The sequence below is a fragment of the Citrobacter sp. wls710 genome (assembly GCF_005281115.1).
GTDB lineage: Bacteria > Pseudomonadota > Gammaproteobacteria > Enterobacterales > Enterobacteriaceae > Citrobacter > Citrobacter werkmanii.
This window is the reverse complement of record NZ_SZXD01000035.1, coordinates 151,431-175,236: the sequence shown is the minus strand read 5'-3', so window position 1 is coordinate 175,236 and position 23,806 is coordinate 151,431. Positions and strand designations below refer to the sequence as shown.

Genomic DNA, 23,806 nt, shown 5'->3' with positions numbered 1-23,806 from the left:
GTACTCCTTTCTCATGCCCGACGAAGCGTAACGCCAGAGGTGTGGACCACCGTACCTGACACCGGACTGGTGACATGCGGAAGCAAATTACCGCAGTGAATACCGTGCGTCGTCGCGGCTGTTTTGGCTCCTGCCTTGGCGCCAAATCCCATATAGACGAATAGCGTATCGGGTCGAATACCGGCGGTGACCAGCGCTTTGCCTTTTTCCTTACCGGTTGCATTTTCCAGCCAGATGTCATCGCCGCTTTTGATGCCTTTTTCACGGGCCGTTTGCGGGTGGATCCACACAGCGTTGTCCCACATCAACTCACTCAGCAGTGGCACATATTGCGTTGCGCCATTGGTATGAACCGCCACTTTCCCTTGAATAAAGTAGAGTTCATTGTCGCCTTTGAGCGCGAAATTGCGGGCGCGAGGAACACCGTAGCCAGGCAGGAGTGTTTCCAGCTCCGCAGAGTAGAGTTCGATTTTTCCTGACGGGGATTTAAAGCGCAGTTGTTCACCATAGGTGCCGTCGCTATCAACCGCAACCGCGCCCGGATAGCGCGCCACAAACTGACGCACCGCTTCGGGTTCGCGCAGCAATAGCGGAACACCCCACTCCCGATACCCTTTCTGACGTAGCTCAGCAGATAACGCATGATCGCCATTAAGCTGGTACAGCTGACGCGTTTGCATATCCTGCCATGGGTAGAATTGCCCAAGGCCTAACTGAACAGCCAGTTCTTTCCAGATTTGCCAGCTCGGACGCGCATCACCGATAGGCTCTACAACCTGCTGACGCAGGGCATAGGCTGGATTCAGCCCTGACATATCAGAAACTTCTTCATCGCGCTCAAGGTAAGTACATTCAGGTAAAAGATAATCGGCATACGCCGCGCTTTCGCTTAAATAGACATCGCAGCTGACCACCAGGTCGAGCTGTTCAACAGTCTTAACCAGATCTGGTCGACAGGTCACGGTCTGGAAAGGGTTGTGTCGGGACATAATCCATCCCTTCACCGGATACGGCGTTTGATTTAAGACGGCATCAATAATGCTCTGCACAACGCCGCCGCCGGCCGCGATGTACTTGAACTGCGGGGCAACCAGATCGATACGCTGCGCCGTTGGTTTGGGTAACTTGGCATCGGGTTTTGCCAGCACGGGAGCAACTTTCTCTCCGGCCAACTTATTGTACGTTGCCGCCGCTTTTTTCTGATACAACCCGCCCTCACGCTCAATATTTCCAAGTAACACATTGAGGGTGAAAATCATGCGCCGCATATCAATTTCTTCTTGCGAAAACGTCGCACGATGACCCGGACTGACGATGGCGTGAGGCGCGCAGGCGGCCATTTCGCGGGTGACCCGGATAATCACATCAGCAGGCACATCAGCGAGCTTTTGCGCCCATTCCGGCGTGGTCTCTTGTACCGCCTCAGCCAGTTGGTCAAACCCTGTGGTGTAGCGTGCCACAAAGTCTGCGTCATACAGATTTTCTTTGATCATGACGTGACACATCGCCATCAGCACCGGTAAGTCACCGCCAGGCTTAAGCGCATGCCATTCATCCGCTTTGCTGGAGAAGACGGACAAACGGGGATCAAAGCTGACCATCTTCGCGCCCTTTTCCTGCGCGGTCATCAGTTCATGCGTGTCGGCAACTTCAATGCCTTCATAGAGGTTATGGCCAAAAGAGACCATATAACGGGTATTGACGATATCCATGGCTAAATCGCCGCCCATCATAACTTTAGCGGCAATCGCTTTTCCGGCGGGACATGTCGACGCGTGAGTAAACGTGTTCGGCGATCCAAAAGCCGTCGCGAGATGAAATAAATGGCCAGAAAGCGAACCGGACTTGGAAGAGAATACGACCCCCTCGGGACCATGCTGCGCTTTTATTGCCGTCATTTTCTCGGCAATTTCTTTATATGCCTGCTGCCAGCTAATCACCTGCCATTCACCGCTCCCGCGAGGTCCTGTGCGTTTCATCGGTTTAACAATACGATGCGGGTCGTTGACCAGGCTAACACCGCTCCCTCCGCGCGCACAGACACGCGTGCCCTGCTGAGGCGCATTAGGGTTTCCTTGAATAAAAACCGTCTTATTATTAATTACCTGAGCCTGAATTGGGCAGCGAAAAGAACACATTTCGCACAAACTTGGCGTCAGGGATGTTTTCCCTTTTATGTGCTCGGAAGAATTTCGCGCCAGTGCGCCAGGTGGAAAACTTCCTATCGCACAGGCTGAGCAGCCTATCCCCACCCCTCGTAGAAAATTACGCCGACTAATGCTCATATAACCTCCTGTTATTAGATATATCCAATTATTATATGGAGTTTGGATTATTAATTCTTAACCTCACTCACATTTTATTACAATGGATACAAGCGTATTAATTGAAATATGAAACCGTTGTTTATAAAAGACTTTTAAAGTTTCCAGAACACAGAAAACGAAATGGAAATAACAATAATGGTTATCAATTAACTTATTTCCCAAGTTCTGATTTTAAGAAAATTTATTCCAGTAATTTCCTTTAATGAGGAGAAAATAATTAACCATTCGTTCAAAGCTTCGTTCAGCGCAATTTTCTTGCGGAGGTCATTCCGCATCGATAATCCTCTTGCTGATTCCCTCGCTATTTTTTGGTATTCTTAGATAAGCGCTAAATTGATCCCGGACATAACTGAACAATGAATGACGGCAAGCAGCAACCTGGTTTTCTCTTCCACGATTACGAGACCTTTGGTACCCATCCGGCGCTGGACAGACCCGCACAATTTGCGGCCATCCGCACAGATAACGATTTCAACATTATCGGTGAACCTGAAGTCTTTTATTGCAAACCCGCAGACGACTATCTGCCACAGCCAGAGGCGGTGCTGATTACCGGTATCACACCGCAGGAAGCACGTGAAAAGGGAGAAAATGAAGCTGCTTTTGCTGCGCGTATTCACGCCCTGTTTACCGTGCCGAAAACCTGCATTCTTGGCTATAACAACGTGCGCTTCGATGATGAAGTGACGCGAAACATCCTGTATCGCAATTTCTACGATCCCTATGCCTGGAGCTGGCAGCACGATAATTCGCGTTGGGATCTGCTGGATGTAATGCGAGCCTGCTATGCCCTGCGTCCTGAAGGTATTAACTGGCCGGAAAACGACGATGGCTTGCCCAGCTTTCGCCTGGAACATTTGACCAAAGCGAATGGGATTGAGCATGCCAATGCCCACGATGCAATGGCCGATGTGTATGCCACGATTGCAATGGCGCAATTAGTCAAGTCACGCCAACCACGTTTGTTTGAGTATCTCTATAGCCATCGTAATAAGCACAAACTGGCGGCGCTAATTGATGTGCCGCAGATGAAACCGCTGGTCCATGTCTCGGGCATGTTCGGCGCCTGGCGCGGTAACACCAGTTGGGTGGCGCCATTGGCCTGGCATCCGGAGAATCGCAACGCGGTTATCATGGTCGACTTAGCCGGTGATATTTCACCACTGCTCGAAATGGACAGTGACGCGCTGCGTGAGCGGCTCTACACCGCTAAGGCAGATTTGGGAGATAACCCAGCGGTTCCGGTTAAACTGGTGCACATCAACAAATGTCCGGTACTGGCACAGGCGAACACCCTGCGCCCGGAAGATGCAGATCGTCTTGGTATTAACCGCCAGCGTTGTCTGGATAACCTCAAAACTCTGCGCGAAAACCCACAGGTACGCGACAAAGTCGTGGCAATCTTCGCCGAAGCGGAACCCTTTGCGCCATCTGATAACGTAGACGCCCAGCTGTACAACGGCTTTTTCAGCGATGCCGACCGTGCCGCAATGAAAATAGTTCTGGAAACCGAACCGCGCAATTTACCGGCGCTGGATATCACCTTTGTCGATAAACGCATTGAAAAGCTGCTGTTTAACTACCGTGCGCGTAACTTCCCCGGCACGCTGGATGAAGCCGAACAACAGCGCTGGCTGGACCATCGTCGTCAGGTATTCACGCCGGAGTTTTTGCAAAATTACGCCAATGAATTACAGATGCTGAGTCAGCAATATGCGGATAACAAAGAGAAGCTGACGCTGCTGAAAGCGCTCTGGCAATATGCGCAAGAGATTGTATAAATCCCACGTATAAAAAAACGGAGAACATGTCTCCGTTTTTTTTCAGCTAAATGCAATTATTACGCGATATCTTCGTCGTACTGCGGGACCGGGTTGCGGAAGCTTTTGGTCACGCAAGCCAGGTAGATCAGACCGATACCCGCCCAGATCAGGCCCAGAACCATTGAGCTTTCTTCCAGGTTCACCCACAGCGCGCCAACGGTCAGCGCACCGCACATTGGCAGGAACAGGTACTGGAAGTGATCTTTCAGCGTCTTGTTACGCTTCTCACGGATCCAGAACTGGGAGATTACCGACAGGTTAACGAAGGTAAACGCCACCAGCGCACCAAAGTTAATCAGCGCCGTCGCCATCACCAGGTCGAAGTTGATTGCCAGCAAAGCAATCGCACCAACCAGAATGATGTTCATGGACGGAGTACGCCATTTCGGGTGTACATAACCGAAGAAGCTTTTCGGGAATACGCCATCACGGCCCATCACGTACATCAGACGCGCAACGCCTGCATGCGCCGCCATACCGGACGCCAGTACGGTAATGGTAGAGAAAATCAGCGCGCCTACCTGGAAGAACTTACCCGCAACATACAGCATGATTTCTGGCTGCGAAGCATCTGGATCCTTAAAGCGCGAGATATCCGGGAAGTACAGCTGCAACAGATAGGTGGAGACGATAAAGATCAGGCCACCAATCAGAGCGGTCAGGAAAATCGCACGCGGGATCACGCGCTCAGCGTCTTTGGTTTCTTCTGACAGGTTGCTGATACCGTCAAAACCGGTGAACGAGAAGCACAGGATGGTCGCACCGGTGATCATCGGGATCACGTGCGCATCACCAGACCAGAACGGACGGCTGCTTGCCAGCGTACCGGCCCCTTCCCCTTCGAACACGCCATAAACGACCATGCCGAGGATCACCGCAATCAGCACCACCTGCAACAACACGATCACAGTGTTGAAATTGGCGACGGATTTGAGGCTACGCAGGTTGAAGGCGGTCATAAAGGCCACCAGCGCCACCACGAACATCCACGATGGAATCGAGGGCACCAGCGCTTCAAAATATATTTTCGCCAACAGAATGTTGATCATCGGCGCGAACAGGTAGTCCAGCAGCGATGACCAGCCAACCATAAAGCCAACGGTCGGGCTAATGGATTTCTGGGCGTAAGTGTAGGCAGAGCCTGCGGACGGATAGCGACGAACCAGTTTACCGTAGCTTAGTGCGGTAAAGAGGATGGCGATCAGTGCAAAGGCGTAAGCTGTCGGGACGTGACCATCGGTCATTCCTGAGACGATACCGAATGTATCGAACAGCGTCATCGGCTGCATATAGGCAAGGCCCATCATGACAACCGGAACCAGCGTAAGCGTTTTACGTAATTCCACGCGAGAGGTGTTTGGAGTAGCGTTATGCGACATGGTTATCCCCCATTACGGCGAAAACCGTCGCGTAAGCAAAAAATTGCCCCATTTTTTGTTAATCCTCAGCGACAACAACTGTCGATTTTTAAGTAAGTATCTATCCGGTACGAAGCCCGGCCTCTTTTATGAATGATTGGTTTGATGCAAAAAAATAACCGACGCGTATTAAAACGTCGGTTAATGTCATTTTTTGCAAGCGGCGTATTTTGCACTAATTTGGGGAGAAATAACAAGAGATTGAAGCAACTGTAAAAAAATATTTTTTCTCAACTGATTGATTTATCAGCATCCGTTTTAACATACACCCCGGCAATAGCACTATTTGCTAAAATCTCATCCCGCCACCAGGCGCTGGCAAGCCCGGCGGTCTGTTCATTCCACCCTATCCACACGGGTTCAAACAGAATTTGTCCGACCACTTTCTTTTCAATCAGAGCGCCGCTGTCCAAAAATCGCTGCGCCAGGTAACGTGGAATATATCCGCATCCCAAACCACTAATTTGCAGCTCCAGCTTGGTTTTGAAGTCAAAAACGGTAATCGCTTCCTGATCGTCCAACACCTGAACGCCGGAGATGTTCGCTTGATGCGCATTATCTCCCACCACGATGGCGCGAAAACGTCGAATAGTACGCCGATGTAATGGTTCCTGTTCCTGCGCCAGGGGGTGATGCGGCGCAACGACAAACACCTGTTCCAAAGCGCCCAGCCGCGCAAAGCCAAATTCACTCCCCGCTGGCGGTTCATGCATAGCACCGACAATAATATCCGCCCGCCCCTGAGTCAGTGCATCCCAGGAGCCGCCCAGAACGCCGTTAATAAATTTCAGACGCGTCACACTATGACGTTGATAGAAAGATTCGATAAGGGGAGCCAGCAGGGAAAAGGGAAACGTATCATCGACGCCGATAACCAGTTCATTCTCCCAGCCTTCATGGAGCTTAATGGCTTGCTTTTCGAGTTCGCGGACGGAATGCAATACCTCTCGCCCCTTTTCCAGCAGCATTTGACCGGTGCGGGTAAACTTAGCCCGGTGCCCACTGCGATCTAATAACTGAATATTAAGATCGCTTTCCAGTTTATGGACGGTGTAGCTAAGCGCAGACGGCGTCTTATACAATTTTGCCGACGCCGCCGCGAAACTGCCCTCTTTTTCTAACGCATCGAGGATGATAAGAACGTCCAGCAGTGGTTTCATACTCGCCCCCTGGCGGTATACAGCGACACTCTGCTGGCCTGTCACTCCATCGGCATCACCAGCGGATCGGGATACTGGTACTCAAATCCAAGCTCATTACAAATACGGCTGCCATCAATGACTTTACCTTTACCGTTACCGTTATCCGCACCGCCGCGAAATTCCGGCGGTTCCATCCCCAACTGGCGGGCCATCTGTGGATAGAACACATTACGCGCCGGATGCAAAGGCGCACATATATTATAGATGTGTCCCCCTTTGGGCGCTTGCAGCAGCAACGTGATGGCAGAAACGACATCATCAAGATGCACCAGATTGACGCCATGGTGTCCATCTGGCGCCGTCTTACCCGCGAAAAATCGGCCAGGATGTCTTCCCGGACCAACCAGCCCGGCCAGGCGCAGAATATCAACCGAGGTGCCAGGCAAGTTGTGCAGCCAGTCTTCAAGTTCTTTCAGGACACGCCCGCTGGCGGTGACCGGGTTACGCGGTGTTCCCTCTTTCACGATGCCCTGGACATCACCATAGACCGACGTCGAGCTGGTAAAAATAATCCGCGGGATCCGGTACGCCAATGCACTGTCCACCAGCTCCTGCATGGCCTGCAGGTAAAATGCCTCCCCCGGCCCGCTACGGCGCGCAGGTAGCGTAATAACCAGAGCATCAGCGTCCATGAGTGCGTCGAGATCGTCGGCCTCACAGACCAGTTCAGGCTCCAGGCGCAGCGAGTAACTCTCGATACCGCTCATGCGGGCCGCTTCCACTCCATCTAATGTGGTTTTGCTGCCGGTCACCTGCCAGCCTCTCGCCGCCAGCGACATGGCTAACGGCATGCCTAACCAACCTAACCCGACAATTGCGACCTTTTTCATGCCTTCTCTCCTGACTTTTGGCCTATAACGCAAGGCTACGCCAGCCCACGGTGGCTGACAATTCATAGTATCAATATGAAATGAATTAATGATCAAAAAAAGCCCTTGCTTTCCGTAGCTAAAGTGGTTTAGGTTAAAAGACATCAAATGAATAAACATTCATCGAGAAATTTATGACACGCGCTCAATTTAAACACCATCATCACCATCATCCTGACTAGTCTTTCAGGCGATGTGTGCTGGGAGACATTTAAATCTTCCAGCGGTGCATGAGCGTATGAGAAAGCCCCCGGAAGATTTCTTCCGGGGGCTTTTTTTGTGCGTGACCCAAACTGATTCAGACAGGATAACGAGGAACAAATAATGTTAGACAACACCCGTTTACGCATAGCTATGCAGAAATCAGGCCGTTTAAGCGACGATTCACGCGAATTACTGGCCCGTTGCGGCATTAAAATTAATCTTCACACCCAACGCTTAATTGCGATGGCAGAGAATATGCCGATTGATATTCTGCGCGTGCGTGATGACGATATCCCGGGTCTGGTGATGGACGGCGTCGTTGATCTTGGCATCATTGGGGAAAACGTTCTGGAAGAAGAGCTGCTCAACCGTCGGGCACAGGGTGAAGATCCTCGCTATTTTACCCTGCGTCGTCTGGACTTCGGCGGCTGCCGTCTTTCGCTGGCAACCCCGGTTGATGAAGCCTGGGATGGCCCGACCGCGCTGAACGGGAAGCGTATCGCCACCTCTTACCCGCACCTGCTCAAGCGTTATCTCGATCAAAAAGGGGTGTCATTTAAATCCTGTCTGTTAAACGGTTCTGTCGAAGTCGCACCCCGCGCGGGCCTTGCCGATGCGATCTGCGATCTGGTCTCAACCGGTGCAACACTTGAAGCCAATGGTTTGCGTGAAGTGGAAGTGATTTACCGCTCTAAAGCGTGTCTGATTCAGCGCGATGGTGAAATGGCCGCAGCCAAACAGCAGTTGATCGACAAACTCCTGACCCGCATCCAGGGGGTTATTCAGGCTCGTGAATCCAAATACATCATGATGCACGCGCCGAGCGAGCGTCTGGACGAAGTCATCGCCCTGCTGCCTGGCGCTGAGCGCCCTACCATTCTGCCACTTGCGGGTGACCAGCAGCGTGTGGCTATGCACATGGTCAGCAGCGAAACCCTGTTCTGGGAAACAATGGAAAAACTGAAAGCGCTCGGTGCCAGCTCAATTCTGGTGCTGCCGATTGAGAAGATGATGGAGTAACGGCCATGAGCTTCAATACCCTGATTGACTGGAATAGCTGTAGCCCTGAGCAGCAGCGCGAACTGCTAATGCGCCCGGCGATTTCCGCCTCTGAAAGCATTAGCCGCACAGTGGCCGAGATCCTTGAAAACGTCAAAAACAACGGCGACCAGGCACTGCGCGAATACAGCGCGAAGTTTGATAAAACCGAGGTCGGCGCGCTACGCGTCACTGAGCAAGAAATTCAGCAGGCCAGCAGTCGCCTGAGCGACAAGCTGAAACAAGCCATGCAGACGGCGGTACGTAATATTGATACTTTCCACAGTGCGCAAGTTCTGCCGCCGGTGGATATCGAAACCCAGCCGGGCGTACGCTGCCAGCAGGTTACCCGCCCTATCGCTTCCGTGGGCCTGTATATTCCTGGCGGGTCGGCACCGCTGTTCTCTACCGTATTAATGCTGGCGACCCCGGCGCGTATCGCCGGCTGCAAAAAAGTGGTGCTGTGCTCGCCACCGCCAATTGCCGATGAAATCCTCTACGCTGCGCAGCTGTGTGGCGTGAAAGAAGTGTTTAACGTGGGTGGCGCACAGGCCATTGCCGCGCTGGCGCTGGGCACGGAGTCTATTCCGAAGGTCGATAAAATCTTCGGGCCGGGCAATGCGTATGTGACCGAAGCCAAACGCCAGGTCAGCCAGCGTCTTGACGGCGCAGCCATCGACATGCCTGCCGGACCGTCCGAAGTATTGGTTATCGCCGACAGCGGCGCAACGCCAGATTTTATCGCCTCCGACCTGCTCTCTCAGGCCGAGCACGGTCCGGACTCGCAGGTGATCCTGCTGACGCCGGACGCTAAGCTTGCCGAGGGAGTTGCCAAAGCTGTTGAACGTCAGCTCGCCGAGCTGTCCCGAGCCGACACCGCGCGTCAGGCGCTCTCTGCCAGCCGCTTAATCGTAGCGAAAGATCTGGCGCAGTGCGTTGAAATCTCCAACGCCTACGGGCCGGAGCACCTGATCATTCAGACCCGCAACGCACGTGAGTTGGTTGACGACATTACCAGCGCCGGTTCGGTGTTCCTTGGCGACTGGTCGCCGGAATCCGCAGGCGACTACGCTTCCGGCACCAACCACGTGCTGCCAACCTACGGTTATACCGCAACCTGTTCCAGCCTGGGGCTGGCTGATTTCCAGAAACGGATGACCGTACAGGAATTAACACCACAAGGTTTCTCTGCGCTGGCCGCCACCATTGAAACCCTGGCCGCGGCTGAGCTGCTGACCGCCCACAAAAATGCCGTCACCCTGCGCGTTAACGCCCTGAAGGAGCAAGCATGAGCACTGACAACTTTCTCAGCGTCACTGATTTAGCCCGTAAGAATGTACGCGAGTTAACGCCTTATCAGTCTGCCCGCCGTCTTGGCGGTAATGGCGACGTCTGGCTCAACGCGAATGAATACCCCACCGCCGTTGAGTTTCAGCTAAGCCAGCAAACGCTGAACCGCTACCCGGAGTGCCAGTCGAAAGCCGTGATTGAGAATTACGCGCAGTATGCAGGCGTCAAGCCGGAGCAGGTGCTGGTCAGCCGCGGCGCAGATGAAGGGATCGAACTGCTGGTGCGCGCTTTTTGCGAACCCGGTAAAGATGCGATTCTGTACTGCCCGCCGACTTACGGCATGTACAGCGTCAGCGCTGAAACAATTGGCGTCGAATGCCGTACCGTCCCGACACTTGACGACTGGCAACTGGATTTACAAGGTATCGCGGACAAGCTTGATGGCGTGAAGGTGGTTTATGTATGCAGCCCTAATAACCCAACGGGCCAGTTGATTAAGCCACAGGATCTGCGTTCGCTGCTCGACATGACGCAGGGTAAAGCTATCGTGGTTGCCGATGAAGCGTATATCGAGTTTTGCCCGCAGGCCACGCTGGCAGGCTGGCTGTCTGAATATCCGCACCTGGTGATTTTACGCACGCTGTCCAAAGCGTTTGCTCTCGCCGGTTTACGCTGCGGGTTTACGCTGGCCAATGAAGAAATTATCACTCTGCTGTTAAAGGTGATCGCCCCTTACCCGCTCTCTACGCCGGTGGCAGATATCGCCGCCCAGGCGCTGACGCCGCAAGGGGTTGCCGCCATGCGCCAACGTGTAGAGCAGATCCTGCAAGAGCGTCAGTATCTGGTAGAGAACCTGAAAACAATTCGCTGTGTAGAACAGGTCTTCACTTCTGAAACCAACTATGTTCTGGCGCGCTTCACCGCATCCAGCAGCGTATTTAAATCTTTGTGGGATCAGGGCATTATCTTACGAGACCAGAACAAACAACCCTCGTTAAGCGGCTGCCTGCGAATTACTGTCGGAACCCGTGAAGAGAGCCAGCGCGTCATTGACGCCTTACGTGCGGAGCAAGTATGAGCCAGAAGTATCTTTTTATCGACCGCGATGGAACCCTGATTTCCGAACCGCCAAGTGACTTTCAGGTTGATCGCTTTGACAAACTGGCTTTTGAGCCGGAAGTCGTTCCTGTTTTGCTGAAACTGCAAAAAGCAGGCTATAAGCTGGTGATGATTACCAACCAAGATGGACTGGGAACGCAGAGTTTCCCGCAGGCCGATTTTGACGGTCCGCATAACCTGATGATGCAAATTTTCACCTCTCAGGGCGTGGCATTTGATGAAGTGCTGATTTGCCCGCACCTGCCGACGGACGAATGCGCTTGCCGGAAGCCAAAAGTGAAGCTGGTTGAGCAGTACCTGGTTGAACAGGCCATGGACATAGCAAACAGCTACGTCATTGGTGATCGTGCCACAGATATTCAGCTGGCTGAAAACATGGGAATTCGCGGATTGCGTTATCACCGTGACACCCTGAACTGGGCGATGATCGGCGAACAGTTGACCAAGCGTGACCGCTACGCGCACGTTGAGCGCAATACCAAAGAAACGCAGATTGACGTCAAAGTCTGGTTGGACCGCGAAGGTCAAAGCAAAATCAATACCGGCGTTGGCTTCTTTGACCACATGCTGGATCAAATCGCCACTCACGGTGGTTTTCGCATGGAGATAGCCGTTAAGGGCGATCTGTATATTGACGATCACCACACCGTAGAAGATACCGGTCTGGCGCTGGGTGAGGCCTTAAAGCTGGCATTAGGCGATAAACGTGGCATCAACCGTTTTGGTTTTGTCCTGCCGATGGACGAGTGTCTGGCACGTTGCGCGCTGGATATCTCCGGGCGTCCGCACCTGGAATACCGCGCTGAGTTTACCTACCAGCGCGTGGGCGATCTGAGCACGGAGATGATTGAACACTTCTTCCGCTCACTCTCTTACACCATGGGCGTCACCCTGCACCTGAAAACCAAAGGGAAAAATGACCACCACCGCGTGGAAAGCCTGTTTAAAGCCTTTGGCCGCACGCTGCGTCAGGCAATTCGCGTAGAAGGCGACACGCTGCCCTCCTCAAAAGGAGTGTTGTAATGAACGTAGTGATCCTCGATACCGGCTGCGCCAATCTGAACTCGGTGAAATCCGCCGTTGCGCGCCATGGATACGACCCGGTTGTCAGCCGCGATGCGGATGTGGTGCTCCGTGCCGATAAGCTGTTTCTACCCGGCGTTGGTACCGCGCAGGCGGCTATGGACCAGTTGCACGAGCGTGAACTTATTGAGCTGATTAAGGCCTGTACGCAGCCGGTGCTGGGGATCTGCTTAGGCATGCAACTGCTTGGGCGGCGCAGTGAAGAGAGTAACGGTGTCTCCCTGTTGGGCATTATTGATCAGGACGTCCCTAAAATGACCGATTTCGGTCTGCCGCTGCCGCATATGGGCTGGAATCGCGTTTATCCGCAGGCGGGAAATCGTCTGTTCCAGGGTATTGAAGATGGGGCGTATTTCTACTTTGTCCACAGCTACGCGATGCCAGTGAATCCATGGACCATCGGCCAATGTCATTACGGCGAACCGTTTACCGCGGCAGTGCAAAAGGACAATTTCTTTGGCGTGCAGTTCCACCCGGAACGTTCGGGTGCGGCTGGGGCGCAGTTGCTGAAAAACTTTCTGGAGATGTAATGATTATTCCGGCATTAGATTTAATCGACGGCACGGTGGTGCGTCTTCATCAGGGCGATTACGCACAGCAACGTGATTACGGCAACGATCCTCTGCCCCGCTTGCAGGATTATGCGGCACAAGGCGCGCAGGTCCTACATCTGGTGGATCTGACCGGGGCAAAAGATCCGCAGAAACGACAAATACCACTGATTAAAACGTTGGTCGCGGGCGTCAATGTTCCGGTGCAGGTGGGCGGCGGTGTGCGTACTGAAGCGGACGTTGCGGCACTGCTTGACGCCGGTGTGGCGCGTGTGGTGGTCGGTTCGACGGCGGTTAAATCCCCTGAGGAAGTTAAGAGCTGGTTCGAACGTTTTGGCGCCGACGCGCTGGTGCTGGCGCTGGACGTGCGTATTGATGAGCAAGGTAATAAACAGGTTGCGGTCAGCGGCTGGCAGGAAGATTCCGGGGTTTCGCTGGAAGAACTGGTGGAAACCTATTTGCCCGTGGGTCTGAAGCATGTGCTGTGCACCGATATTTCCCGCGACGGTACGCTAGCGGGTTCAAACGTCGCGCTTTATGAAGAAGTGTGCGCCAAATATCCGCAGGTGGCGTTTCAGTCATCTGGTGGCATTGGCGGAATCGAGGATGTAGCGGCCCTGCGCGGGACCGGAGTACGCGGCGTGATTGTCGGACGCGCCCTGCTGGAAGGTAAGTTCACCGTTGAGGAGGCCATCCAATGCTGGCAAAACGCATAATTCCTTGTCTGGACGTTCGCGATGGACAGGTGGTAAAAGGCGTCCAGTTTCGCAATCACGAGATTATTGGCGACATCGTTCCGCTGGCAAAACGCTATGCCGATGAAGGCGCAGATGAACTGGTGTTCTACGATATCACCGCTTCCAGCGATGGCCGTGTAGTCGATAAAAGCTGGGTATCGCGCGTGGCGGAAGTGATCGACATTCCGTTCTGCGTTGCCGGTGGGATTAAGTCCATCGATGATGCGGCGCGTATTCTCTCCTTCGGGGCGGATAAAATCTCCATCAACTCCCCGGCGCTGGCTGACCCGGAGCTTATCACGCGTCTGGCGGACCGCTTTGGCGTACAGTGCATTGTGGTGGGTATCGATACCTGGTATGACGCTGCAACCGGTAAATATCACGTTAACCAGTACACCGGGGATGAGAGTCGTACCCGCATCACGCAGTGGGAAACGCTGGATTGGGTGCAGGAAGTGCAGAAACGTGGCGCGGGCGAAATCGTGCTGAACATGATGAATCAGGACGGTGTGCGTAACGGCTACGATCTGGAACAGCTGAGAAAAGTGCGCGACGTTTGCCATGTACCGCTGATTGCCTCCGGTGGCGCGGGCACCATGGAACACTTCCTCGAAGCCTTCCGGGATGCTGACGTTGACGGCGCGCTTGCCGCCTCCGTCTTCCACAAGCAAATTATCAATATTGGCGAATTAAAAGCGTACCTGGCAACACAGGGCGTGGAGATCAGGATATGTTAACGAAGCAACAATGCCGCGAGCTGGACTGGGAAAAAACTGACGGACTGATGCCAGTTGTCGTGCAGCATGCGGTCTCCGGCGAAGTATTGATGCTGGGTTATATGAACCCGGAGGCGCTGGATAAAACGCTTGAAAGCGGTAAGGTAACCTTTTTCTCGCGGACCAAACAACGCCTGTGGACCAAAGGTGAAACCTCGGGCAACTTTCTTAATGTGGTCAGCATCACACCCGATTGCGATAACGACACCCTGTTAGCACTGGTTAACCCAATCGGGCCAACCTGCCACAAAGGCACCTCAAGCTGCTTTGCTGACGCCAGCCATCAGTGGCTGTTCCTGTATCAGTTAGAACAACTACTGGCTGAGCGTAAAACCGCCGACCCGGCAAGCTCTTACACCGCGAAGCTGTATGCCAGCGGCACCAAACGCATTGCGCAAAAAGTGGGTGAAGAAGGCGTGGAAACCGCGCTGGCCGCCACCGTGAACGATCGTTTCGAGCTGACGAATGAAGCCTCTGACCTGATGTACCACCTGTTAGTGCTGCTACAGGATCAGGAGCTTGACCTGACCACCGTGATTGAGAACTTACGTAAGCGTCATCAGTAATCTACAGACGTAAAAAAACCGGGCTTGCCCGGTTTTTTTGTTATTAGATTAGGCTTACTGCGCTCTGGCTTTGTAACCACGCAGTGCATTTCGCCCCAGCACGATACCTGCACCAATCATCCCACCCAGCAATACTGCCAGTACCAGGGTAATTGCTTTTTTCGGACTGTCGCGACGAATCGGTAACGTTGGTTTCATCACGTAGCGATAAGTGTGCAGTTTTGCCTTCTCGATTTTTAATGCTTCAATATCCAGCAGGTTTTGCTTGGTCTGATAGTAATTACCAGAGAAAATCAATGGACGCGTTGCTTCGTGCTCAATCATTGATCTCAAAGCATCGCTGCCAAGCAGCAGCATACTATCCTGCGTAACATCCTGAGTTTGCTGAATTTGCGGCTTAGTGACACCTGCCTGTTCTGCATAACGCAACGCTTCCTGGATTTGCTTGATGCGCAAATCTTTTTGTTCCTGAGCGACGACTTCCTGGGTCTTCAGAGAGTCTTCAAGAGTACTGGTTTGCAGCTTGATGTTATCAGTCAGGTCAAGCTCCAGCTCTTTGGCAACTTTTTCATCAGTTTGTTGAATGTATTCAGCCAACTGACGCTGAGCTTCTTCTGGTGATCCGCCAACATAAGAAACTGCTAACGGCAACTGTTGGCCTTTAACAGACTGCTCAATTGACAATTTCTCTGGTTTTTCCTGATTATCAAGCGTTTCTGCCAATGCAGAGAAAGAGGTACTGAAACGACCAATAACGTTTGTCTGCAGTTCAGTTACCTTAGGTGCACTGGCGCCATACATCACGTTAAGCGCGTTGTTATAGGTGGCAATCTGTCCGACATCAGGTTGAGTAATAATTGCAGTAGAGGTCCATTTCTCTTTAGCAACCGCCAGATAGCCCACGGCCAGTGCAATGGCAACAACAATCGCGACAACGATAGTGACTTTCCCACGCCATAATTGCAGCAGCAAATCAATCAAATCAATCTGTTCCGGATCGTTAACGCGCCCGGACATGTTGTTATCACTTACAGACATAAATACCCTAATTAAGGAAAGGCTTAAACTTGAATTAGTTTAGCTATAATTTGAAGCAATTCCATAGGATTAATGATAAAAAAATCAAATTGTTTGAGAGATTTTGATTGGTATTTTAGTCACTGATGAAAAAGGGAAGGAATTTAAAAGAAGTGTCAATATACAAAAGATACTCTTTACAGGAAAAGCATCGATCAGCGGGTTAAATGTCAGAATGGTTTATGCTCAACACTTTTGTCAATAAATTCATGGCATGAATATTTATTGACTTACCCGTAAAAATGGTATGAGTAAAAAGGATAACCATTAGCTTTTTTGACATCTGACGGTATTATTCCAGTTTTCGTTGCACCAGATAGTGCCTGGCTGCTTTTTAGCCGAAAAGAGGAACGAACATGAAATACCTGGTTACGGGGGCCGCTGGTTTCATCGGCTTCCATGTTAGCAAACGCCTCCTTGAGGCTGGCCATCAAGTCGTCGGTATCGATAATCTAAACGATTACTACGACGTGAGTCTTAAGCAGGCCCGTCTGGAGCTGCTGGTACACCCCGGCTTCCATTTTCATAAGATCGATTTAGCCGACCGCGAAGGTATGTCAACTCTTTTCGCATCCGGGCATTTTGATCGTGTGATTCATCTCGCTGCACAGGCTGGCGTACGTTATTCACTTGAAAATCCGCACGCTTACGCAGACTCCAATCTCACAGGTTTTCTGAACATACTGGAAGGTTGTCGGCATAATAAAATTCAGCATTTACTCTATGCTTCTTCCAGCTCGGTATATGGTCTGAATCGCAAAATGCCCTTTTCAACGGATGATTCCGTCGATCACCCCGTATCCCTGTATGCGGCAACCAAAAAAGCCAATGAGCTGATGGCCCATACCTATTCCCATCTGTACGGATTACCCACCACAGGCCTGCGTTTCTTTACCGTGTACGGTCCTTGGGGCCGCCCGGATATGGCGTTGTTCAAGTTCACCAAAGCGATGCTGGAAGGGAAAAGTATTGACGTCTATAACTACGGCAAAATGAAGCGTGACTTTACCTATATTGATGATATCGCAGAAGCAATCATTCGCCTGCAGGATGTTATTCCGCAAGCAGACGCTCAGTGGACCGTTGAAACCGGTACACCTGCAGCCAGCATTGCCCCCTGGTGCGTCTACAACATCGGCAATAGTGCACCGGTAGAACTGATGGATTATATCAAGGCGCTGGAAGATGCGCTGGGTATAGAAGCTACGAAAAATATGCTACCGCTACAGCCCGGTGATGTATTGGAAACCAGCGCGGACACTAAAGCACTGTATGATGTTATTGGATTTAAACCTGAAACAACGGTTAAAGATGGGGTGAAGAAGTTTGTTGACTGGTATCGTAACTTCTACAACGTTTAATTACTGACCTGTTTAAAGTAAAAAGGCCTTTAATAAGGCCTTTTTAGAGAAGATGATAATTAATCACTGCCGAACAAATCGCGGGTATACACTTTTTCTGCAACATCAGCCAATTCTGACGTCATACGATTAGAAATAATAACATCCGCTTCATTTTTGAACGCGTTAAGATCGCGGATTACCCGAGAGTGGAAAAATTCATCCTCCTCCATGACCGGCTCATAAATAATAACGGGTACGCCCTTGGCCTTAATACGCTTCATGATCCCCTGAATAGAGGAGGCGCGGAAGTTATCCGAGCCAGACTTCATGATCAGGCGGTATACGCCCACCACCTTCGGCTTCCGCGCGAGGATAGAGTCAGCAATAAAGTCTTTACGCGTACGATTAGCATCAACGATTGCACCGATGATGTTATTCGGCACCGATTCGTAGTTGGCCAGCAGTTGCTTGGTATCTTTCGGTAAGCAGTAGCCACCGTAGCCAAAGGATGGATTGTTGTAATGATTACCAATACGCGGATCCAGACATACACCCTCAATAATTTGCCGGGAGTTCAAACCAAGGCTTTCTGCATAACTATCCAGCTCGTTAAAGTAGGCCACGCGCAGCGCCAGATAGGTGTTGGCAAACAGCTTGATCGCCTCGGCTTCGGTGGAGTCAGTAAACAGCGTCGGAATGTCTTGCTTCAGAGCCCCTTCCTGCAACAGCGCGGCAAAGCGCTCAGCGCGCTCAGAACGCTCGCCAATCACGATACGCGACGGATGCAGGTTGTCGTACAGCGCGCGACCTTCACGCAGGAACTCCGGCGAGAAGAAAATATTATCGATGCCAAACTTCTCTTTAATCGAGTTAGTAAAACCGACCGGAATGGTGGATTTGATGACCATTACCGCATTGGGGTTAATGGCAAGCACATCGCGGATAACGGACTCGACGCTGGAGGTGTTGAAGTAGTTAGTCTTCGGATCGTAATCAGTCGGTGTCGCGATAATTACGTAATCCGCATCACGATATGCATCGTACTTATCAGTCGTTGCACGAAAATTAAGCTGTTTCGTCGCCAGGTACTCTTCGATCTCTTTGTCAACAATCGGGGATTTTTTCTGGTTCAACATCTCGACCTTCGCCGTGACGATATCCAGAGCCACCACTTCATGGTGCTGGGCAATCAGAATACCGTTCGACAGACCTACATAACCTGTTCCTGAGATAGTTATCTTCATTCGCTCTGTAACTTCTTCCAGTTAAACATTGAGGTTGAGCACACCGCCAGCATTGTGGCGTATCGGCTTTGCATTGAATGAGTATATCGTGATTTGCTATTGCACCGACTATCAGACCTGACCGAATCCCATTTTTTGACAATAAAAAAGCCCGGAGGAGCGCTCCGGGCCTGGCTTTACAGTTAGGCTAAATCAGATTAATCCAGCCATTCGGTATGGAACACACCTTCTTTATCAGTACGTTTATAGGTGTGCGCACCGAAGTAGTCACGCTGAGCCTGAATCAGGTTCGCCGGCAGTACCGCAGAACGGTAGCTGTCGTAGTAGGCTACAGCAGCGGAGAATGTCGGTACCGGAATACCGTTCTGCACCGCGTAAGCCACGACATCACGCAACGCCTGCTGGTACTCGTCGGCGATGTTTTTAAAGTACGGAGCCAGCAGCAGGTTGGCGATGCCTTTGTTTTCAGCATACGCGTCAGTGATTTTCTGCAGGAACTGTGCGCGAATGATGCATCCTGCGCGGAAGATCTTCGCGATTTCGCCGTAGTTCAGATCCCAGTTGTACTCATCAGACGCAGCACGCAGTTGAGAGAAGCCCTGCGCGTAGGAGACGATTTTGCCCAGATACAGCGCGCGACGTACTTTCTCAACAAACTCCGCTTTATCGCCAGCCAGTTTAGCCTGCGGGCCGGACAGCACTTTAGATGCCGCAACGCGCTGGTCTTTCAGAGAAGAGATGTAGCGCGCGAATACAGACTCGGTGATCAGCGACAGTGGTTCGCCCAGATCCAGAGAGCTCTGGCTGGTCCATTTACCGGTGCCTTTGTTCGCAGCTTCATCCAAAATCACGTCAACCAGGTATCTACCGTCTTCATCTTTTTTGGTGAAGATGTCTTTGGTGATGTCAATCAGGTAGCTGCTCAGCTCGCCTTCGTTCCACTCGGTGAAGGTGGTGGCCAGCTCTTCGTTAGACAGGTTCAGACCGCCTTTCAGCAGAGAATAGGCTTCAGCAATCAGCTGCATATCGCCGTATTCGATACCGTTGTGGACCATCTTCACGTAATGGCCCGCACCGTCAGCGCCAATATAGGTCACGCACGGTTCGCCATCTTCCGCCACTGCGGCAATTTTAGTCAGAATCGGAGCAACCAGTTCGTAAGCTTCTTTCTGGCCACCAGGCATGATGGACGGGCCTTTCAGCGCCCCCTCTTCACCGCCGGATACGCCGGTACCGATGAAGTTAAAGCCTTCTGCGGAGAGTTCACGATTACGACGAATAGTGTCCTGGAAGAAGGTGTTACCACCATCAATGATGATATCGCCTTTATCCAGGTACGGCTTCAGGGAATCGATGGCAGCATCGGTGCCAGCGCCCGCTTTCACCATTAACAGGATACGACGCGGGGTTTCAAGAGACTCGACGAACTCTTTCACCGTGTAATAAGGAACCAGTTTCTTACCCGGGTTCTCGGCAACAACTTCTTCAGTTTTTTCGCGGGAACGGTTGAAGATGGAGACGGTATAACCACGGCTTTCGATGTTGAGCGCCAGGTTGCGCCCCATCACTGCCATACCGACTACGCCGATCTGTTGCTTAGACATTACATACTCCTGTCAGGTGTGGTCACCGCGCTACTTATGCGCGGCTTGAATGTGGTTTAGATGTTAACTCAGATATAGGTGATATGAATAGCATTTGCTGATATAAGTTGTATTGATTTAATATGATGAATCGTTATCGCTTTGGAGCAAAAACATCAGATTCTTAAACATATAATATTGTCAACACTCATAGTGTTTTTGATATTTAAACCATTTTTCTTTAAGTGAATAATAATTATCAAATTCACTATAAATTATTCTTAGCTTTCATATCTCTAAATAAAGTAACCATTAGACGTGAAACGCATTACTTATTTAGAACTAATGCTTACAGTTACAAGATATCTATAACTTACTAAAAAAAGTAGAAATCCGCCACTAGCTATCGCATAATTTACCAACATAAAAATTTGCCAATTGAATTTCAATTACCTAAGGTTATTTATCTATCCAACTGCATAGAATATTGAAAACGCACGGATTTATTTTAAAGATCGCAACAACGCGCTGACAGCATAATAACACCAATAATAGGAACTTTTCAAAAAAGACATTTTAAGTTTCTTCCTATATATATTCCACTGCCAACAAGCAGCTTTTATTTTGTTACCAGATAATGAATTATCAGCAACGCGATATCGGGCCAAGACTTGTTGTACACATGCAGCACTACTAGAACGACTCAATAACTCTAACCACATTAAATAATCTTCATGACCACACTCTTGCTGTAGACATTTCCCTAGGTTTTTCTGATTATATATACCAGTAAGATTGCCAATACAGTTACCACGAAGCATTCGCGAGTAACCAAATTCTGATGGGCAGTATCGGGTTCCGACAATATTTTTTGGATCATCAGTGAAAATTACATAGTTAGAGCAAACCACATCATATCCTTTTTTAAGCAACGGAACTTGCAAAGATAATTTATTTGACTCCCAGAGATCATCACTATCTAAAAAAGCAATATACTGGCCTTTACAACTTTCAATACCAATATTCCGAGCTCTAGCCACTCCGCTGTTAACTTTTAAACTAATTAGCGTGATGCGAGAGTCATTGAAGCTAGAAACAACTTGAGCAGTATTATCAGTTGAAGCATCATCGATTACATACAAATGCCAATCTTGATAACTTTGCAGTAGTACGGAACTAATACTTTCATAAATATAAGCTGCAGCATTAAAAGCAGGCATAATAATTGATACAGATTCCCTCACGATATTAACTCCTGCCATTGCTGACTAACTTTTTCGACTGTGTAGTGTTCTGCATTTTTAAGCGCTTCATACTGCATACGTTTTCTTAAAGAATTATCTCTAATTAATGTTGCTAATAGCAATGAAAATGCAGTTTCATCACCATCAGCTACAAGTATTCCATCTTCATTATCATTGATAATTTCACGTGGTCCAGTTTTACAATCAAATGCTATTGCTGGCAATCCATATGATTTAGCCTCAATCAGCACTAATGGCAATCCTTCGTAACGAGATGTCATAGCAAGTATACTTGCATTTTTATATTCATCAGCGATAAAGGGTGTAGCTGAAATCAATGAGACACTTTCTGTTATACCTAACTCAAATATAAGATTTTGCAATTCATTACGCTTCTCACCATCGCCTACAATGTGCAACACCCATCCATCGTGATCATCTAAAGAAGCCCAAATCCGTAATAACCTATCAAATGCTTTTTGATAAGTAAGACGACCTACAGCTAGTACTACCTTATTCTTATGCACTAAAGTAGATTCATGCAGTAACTCAAAATTACTTGCGTTAGGAATAATGCTAACACGTGAGCGAACTATATTATTAAGTAATTTATAATCATGCTGTGTCAATAATACAAGATCATCAGCAAATTGATAACTGAGCCATTTGAACATGCGGACTAACCTTGATGACGTCTCAAAAGCGACATGTTCACTAAGTATTAATCGACAATCCAAGTTCAGTAATTTATGTATGCATGCAACCTTGAATGACAGACGTCCCATAGAAATGGTGATCATTACATCGCAAAAGTTTTTCCTCAAAAACATGGCTAACTCATAGAGTGTTTGCTTTTTAAGCACTCTTAATTCAACCCGTTTATCCAAAGGATAATAAGGTATTCCATTTTCCGCAGATAACGAAACCAGGAATACTGAATGACCTGTCAGAGACATCTGATTAGCCAAAAATGATGCGACACGCTCCGTACCGCCAGAGCGAGAGATATCATCAATCAAAATAAATATTTTTTTCATTTTCACCTAGAATAGAGAGAACAAAAAGATACTATGCAGGCCAGACACTAAGCTAACGTCCTATATCGAATAACAAAATCACTTTCACTAGATAAACAAAATCTCGCATCAACAGACAAACATGAGGGAAATAGTACTCTTTCTTTAAAAGAAGTGATTATTATTAAATTAACTTAAAACCCTTATAAAATAAAGGGCACCTCATGTCCCCTCTGCTTTTACATATAATATTAATCATAAAACCAAGATAAAAACAATAATCCTTATGTATGTAAAAGAGGTAATTAACACAAGGAATTTATTATTATCTGGATAATAATTTTTTGATGCAAAAAGCCATATATAATATGAAGCCAACAGTAAAACCATTTGCAGCTATAAACATTTTCATTTTTGTCTTTAACTTGTCTTTATTAGGGTATAACTTAGTACTTGGTGCTATTTCCGGATGAAACGAACAGACCTTATTTGATTTATAAATCCTACCACCAGAGCGAATCAACTCACATGCAAAGATGTACTCTTCACCCGAAGGGTATTTAGTACCAAGGCCAAATCCAGTGTTAAACCGGACGTTTTTTAGTGCAGATATTTTAATAATCATATCAATAGAGCAAATTCTAGCAGCAGAAACAATGTTAACTCTTTTTATTTTTTCATTTGTTTCTATTGCATCTTTATTTAATGTATGAGAAACAATCAATAAAGGACTTTCATTATATTTAGTGGTAAAATGATATATGTAAGGCAATGCTTCATCGTATATATCCACATCATCATCCATGATCCAAAGATAATCTGATTTTGCATTTTCAATTGCCAGATTTCTGCTTTTTGACAACCCAACTTCATTAGATTCTATATATCTAACATTAGATGGTAAGGTTCTTACAAAATCAGAATAATCTTGACCATTAGTAACTTGATGGATCAAAAGATACCGACAATCACTGCGAAATCTTATTTTATAAATTCCTGAATTTAAAGCCGATAAACCAATTTCAATATCCAATTGAGTTTCCTGTTTTCTAGATATGGTTGATTTCACTATAGAAGCATACATGGGTCTATATTAGCTACAATAATATGTGGGTAGCGATAGGGACACTATTAATTATTCAAACCTTAGCGTTAAATTAGCGGTAACTACCGAGATATAGTTCTTATTGATATTTTATAAAATAGCTTTAACAATGTTATGCCGACCATAAAATAATAAAATGCCAAAAAATAATAATACTATCCTTATTGCCTATAAAGCTATAATTGCATATA

Annotated in this window: 21 protein-coding genes, 1 pseudogene and 1 other annotated feature; of the genes and pseudogenes, 11 read left to right on the top strand and 11 right to left on the bottom strand. The window is 49.1% G+C overall.

The window, feature by feature from the left end; translation table 11 throughout:
* Positions 1-11: 11 nt before the first annotated feature.
* A complete protein-coding gene (phsA, locus tag FDX14_RS17405; RefSeq protein WP_061381989.1) occupies positions 12-2,285 on the bottom strand; it encodes a thiosulfate reductase PhsA in 2,274 nt (757 codons plus the stop codon).
* Positions 2,286-2,683: 398 nt separating this feature from the next.
* Here phsA and sbcB point away from each other — a divergent pair, with 398 nt between their 5' ends.
* Entirely contained in the window at positions 2,684-4,108 is a 1,425-nt protein-coding gene (sbcB, locus tag FDX14_RS17400; protein WP_042307540.1) for an exodeoxyribonuclease I, read from the top strand.
* 59 nt (positions 4,109-4,167) lie between these two features.
* Here sbcB and plaP read toward each other — a convergent pair whose 3' ends face one another.
* The 4 genes and pseudogenes from plaP to FDX14_RS17380 form a co-directional block, all read right to left on the bottom strand.
* Positions 4,168-5,529, bottom strand: a complete 1,362-nt coding sequence (gene plaP, locus FDX14_RS17395; RefSeq protein ID WP_003030167.1) for a putrescine/proton symporter PlaP — start codon at positions 5,527-5,529, stop codon at positions 4,168-4,170.
* Entirely contained in the window at positions 5,519-5,581 is a 63-nt protein-coding gene (yoeI, locus tag FDX14_RS25675) for a membrane protein YoeI (protein WP_099045591.1), read from the bottom strand. Before yoeI ends, plaP begins: the two co-directional genes overlap by 11 nt.
* Before the next feature lie 162 nt (positions 5,582-5,743).
* A pseudogene (locus FDX14_RS17385) lies at positions 5,744-6,728 on the bottom strand (LysR substrate-binding domain-containing protein).
* 41 nt (positions 6,729-6,769) lie between these two features.
* A complete protein-coding gene (locus FDX14_RS17380) occupies positions 6,770-7,600 on the bottom strand; it encodes an SDR family oxidoreductase (protein WP_137349963.1) in 831 nt (276 codons plus the stop codon).
* 173 nt (positions 7,601-7,773) lie between these two features.
* On the opposite strand from FDX14_RS17380, the gene hisL reads away from it, so the two are divergent.
* From hisL to hisIE, 9 genes are all read left to right on the top strand, one after another.
* Positions 7,774-7,821: a his operon leader peptide gene (gene hisL / locus FDX14_RS17375; RefSeq protein WP_100250077.1), complete on the top strand. Its 48-nt coding sequence runs from the start codon at positions 7,774-7,776 to the stop codon at positions 7,819-7,821.
* Positions 7,797-7,919: a sequence feature (His leader region), on the top strand. Its footprint overlaps the gene before it by 25 nt.
* 44 nt (positions 7,920-7,963) lie before the next feature.
* On the top strand, positions 7,964-8,863 hold the full coding sequence (gene hisG, locus FDX14_RS17370; protein WP_042307534.1) for an ATP phosphoribosyltransferase: 900 nt from the start codon (positions 7,964-7,966) through the stop codon (positions 8,861-8,863).
* Between the two features lie 5 nt (positions 8,864-8,868).
* Positions 8,869-10,173 carry a histidinol dehydrogenase gene (hisD, locus tag FDX14_RS17365; RefSeq protein WP_137349962.1) on the top strand — a complete coding sequence of 435 codons (1,305 nt, stop codon included), beginning with the start codon at positions 8,869-8,871 and terminating at the stop codon, positions 10,171-10,173.
* Complete coding sequence (hisC, locus tag FDX14_RS17360; protein ID WP_137349961.1) at positions 10,170-11,249, top strand: histidinol-phosphate transaminase; 1,080 nt, start codon at positions 10,170-10,172, stop codon at positions 11,247-11,249. Before hisD ends, hisC begins: the two co-directional genes overlap by 4 nt.
* Entirely contained in the window at positions 11,246-12,313 is a 1,068-nt protein-coding gene (gene hisB / locus FDX14_RS17355) for a bifunctional histidinol-phosphatase/imidazoleglycerol-phosphate dehydratase HisB (protein WP_042307531.1), read from the top strand. The genes hisC and hisB overlap by 4 nt, the downstream gene beginning before the upstream one ends.
* Positions 12,313-12,903 (top strand): imidazole glycerol phosphate synthase subunit HisH, encoded by a 591-nt coding sequence (gene hisH, locus FDX14_RS17350; RefSeq protein WP_137349960.1) that lies wholly within the window; start codon positions 12,313-12,315, stop codon positions 12,901-12,903. The genes hisB and hisH overlap by 1 nt, the downstream gene beginning before the upstream one ends.
* Positions 12,903-13,640, top strand: a complete 738-nt coding sequence (gene hisA, locus FDX14_RS17345; protein ID WP_137349959.1) for a 1-(5-phosphoribosyl)-5-[(5-phosphoribosylamino)methylideneamino]imidazole-4-carboxamide isomerase — start codon at positions 12,903-12,905, stop codon at positions 13,638-13,640. The genes hisH and hisA overlap by 1 nt, the downstream gene beginning before the upstream one ends.
* Positions 13,622-14,398, top strand: a complete 777-nt coding sequence (hisF, locus tag FDX14_RS17340; protein ID WP_079223590.1) for an imidazole glycerol phosphate synthase subunit HisF — start codon at positions 13,622-13,624, stop codon at positions 14,396-14,398. Before hisA ends, hisF begins: the two co-directional genes overlap by 19 nt.
* Positions 14,392-15,003 (top strand): bifunctional phosphoribosyl-AMP cyclohydrolase/phosphoribosyl-ATP diphosphatase HisIE, encoded by a 612-nt coding sequence (hisIE, locus tag FDX14_RS17335; protein WP_137349958.1) that lies wholly within the window; start codon positions 14,392-14,394, stop codon positions 15,001-15,003. The genes hisF and hisIE overlap by 7 nt, the downstream gene beginning before the upstream one ends.
* Positions 15,004-15,057: 54 nt before the next feature.
* On the opposite strand, the gene wzzB is transcribed toward hisIE, so the two are convergent.
* The gene (wzzB, locus tag FDX14_RS17330) at positions 15,058-16,041 is read right to left on the bottom strand and encodes an LPS O-antigen chain length determinant protein WzzB (protein WP_137349957.1); all 984 of its coding nucleotides are present in this window, start codon (positions 16,039-16,041) and stop codon (positions 15,058-15,060) included.
* 395 nt (positions 16,042-16,436) lie between these two features.
* On the opposite strand from wzzB, the gene FDX14_RS17325 reads away from it, so the two are divergent.
* Positions 16,437-17,441, top strand: coding sequence for an NAD-dependent epimerase (locus FDX14_RS17325; RefSeq protein WP_137349956.1), 1,005 nt, complete (start codon positions 16,437-16,439; stop codon positions 17,439-17,441).
* A 59-nt stretch (positions 17,442-17,500) separates the two neighbouring features.
* On the opposite strand, the gene ugd is transcribed toward FDX14_RS17325, so the two are convergent.
* The 5 genes from ugd to FDX14_RS17300 form a co-directional block, all read right to left on the bottom strand.
* On the bottom strand, positions 17,501-18,667 hold the full coding sequence (gene ugd, locus FDX14_RS17320; RefSeq protein WP_137349955.1) for a UDP-glucose 6-dehydrogenase: 1,167 nt from the start codon (positions 18,665-18,667) through the stop codon (positions 17,501-17,503).
* A gap of 197 nt (positions 18,668-18,864) precedes the next feature.
* Positions 18,865-20,271, bottom strand: coding sequence for an NADP-dependent phosphogluconate dehydrogenase (gnd, locus tag FDX14_RS17315; RefSeq protein ID WP_137349954.1), 1,407 nt, complete (start codon positions 20,269-20,271; stop codon positions 18,865-18,867).
* Positions 20,272-20,753: 482 nt separating this feature from the next.
* On the bottom strand, positions 20,754-21,470 hold the full coding sequence (locus tag FDX14_RS17310; RefSeq protein WP_137350001.1) for a glycosyltransferase family 2 protein: 717 nt from the start codon (positions 21,468-21,470) through the stop codon (positions 20,754-20,756).
* A gap of 20 nt (positions 21,471-21,490) precedes the next feature.
* The gene (locus tag FDX14_RS17305; protein ID WP_137349953.1) at positions 21,491-22,531 is read right to left on the bottom strand and encodes a glycosyltransferase family 4 protein; all 1,041 of its coding nucleotides are present in this window, start codon (positions 22,529-22,531) and stop codon (positions 21,491-21,493) included.
* Between the two features lie 304 nt (positions 22,532-22,835).
* Entirely contained in the window at positions 22,836-23,543 is a 708-nt protein-coding gene (locus FDX14_RS17300) for a glycosyltransferase (protein ID WP_137349952.1), read from the bottom strand.
* Positions 23,544-23,806: the final 263 nt, after the last annotated feature.

What these genes read in the sequence shown, in the direction of transcription:
- wzzB (WP_137349957.1), bottom strand. Translation starts at nt 16,041, where the DNA reads ATGTCTGTAAGTGATAACAACATGTCCGGGCGCGTTAACGATCCGGAA.
- FDX14_RS17325 (WP_137349956.1), top strand. Translation starts at nt 16,437, where the DNA reads ATGAAATACCTGGTTACGGGGGCCGCTGGTTTCATCGGCTTCCATGTT.
- hisF (WP_079223590.1), top strand. Translation starts at nt 13,622, where the DNA reads ATGCTGGCAAAACGCATAATTCCTTGTCTGGACGTTCGCGATGGACAG.
- FDX14_RS17305 (WP_137349953.1), bottom strand. Translation starts at nt 22,531, where the DNA reads ATGAAAAAAATATTTATTTTGATTGATGATATCTCTCGCTCTGGCGGT.
- phsA (WP_061381989.1), bottom strand. Translation starts at nt 2,285, where the DNA reads ATGAGCATTAGTCGGCGTAATTTTCTACGAGGGGTGGGGATAGGCTGC.
- hisA (WP_137349959.1), top strand. Translation starts at nt 12,903, where the DNA reads ATGATTATTCCGGCATTAGATTTAATCGACGGCACGGTGGTGCGTCTT.
- hisG (WP_042307534.1), top strand. Translation starts at nt 7,964, where the DNA reads ATGTTAGACAACACCCGTTTACGCATAGCTATGCAGAAATCAGGCCGT.
- FDX14_RS17310 (WP_137350001.1), bottom strand. Translation starts at nt 21,470, where the DNA reads ATGCCTGCTTTTAATGCTGCAGCTTATATTTATGAAAGTATTAGTTCC.
- gnd (WP_137349954.1), bottom strand. Translation starts at nt 20,271, where the DNA reads ATGTCTAAGCAACAGATCGGCGTAGTCGGTATGGCAGTGATGGGGCGC.
- plaP (WP_003030167.1), bottom strand. Translation starts at nt 5,529, where the DNA reads ATGTCGCATAACGCTACTCCAAACACCTCTCGCGTGGAATTACGTAAA.
- hisD (WP_137349962.1), top strand. Translation starts at nt 8,869, where the DNA reads ATGAGCTTCAATACCCTGATTGACTGGAATAGCTGTAGCCCTGAGCAG.
- hisB (WP_042307531.1), top strand. Translation starts at nt 11,246, where the DNA reads ATGAGCCAGAAGTATCTTTTTATCGACCGCGATGGAACCCTGATTTCC.
- ugd (WP_137349955.1), bottom strand. Translation starts at nt 18,667, where the DNA reads ATGAAGATAACTATCTCAGGAACAGGTTATGTAGGTCTGTCGAACGGT.
- sbcB (WP_042307540.1), top strand. Translation starts at nt 2,684, where the DNA reads ATGAATGACGGCAAGCAGCAACCTGGTTTTCTCTTCCACGATTACGAG.
- hisIE (WP_137349958.1), top strand. Translation starts at nt 14,392, where the DNA reads ATGTTAACGAAGCAACAATGCCGCGAGCTGGACTGGGAAAAAACTGAC.
- hisH (WP_137349960.1), top strand. Translation starts at nt 12,313, where the DNA reads ATGAACGTAGTGATCCTCGATACCGGCTGCGCCAATCTGAACTCGGTG.
- hisC (WP_137349961.1), top strand. Translation starts at nt 10,170, where the DNA reads ATGAGCACTGACAACTTTCTCAGCGTCACTGATTTAGCCCGTAAGAAT.
- FDX14_RS17380 (WP_137349963.1), bottom strand. Translation starts at nt 7,600, where the DNA reads ATGAAAAAGGTCGCAATTGTCGGGTTAGGTTGGTTAGGCATGCCGTTA.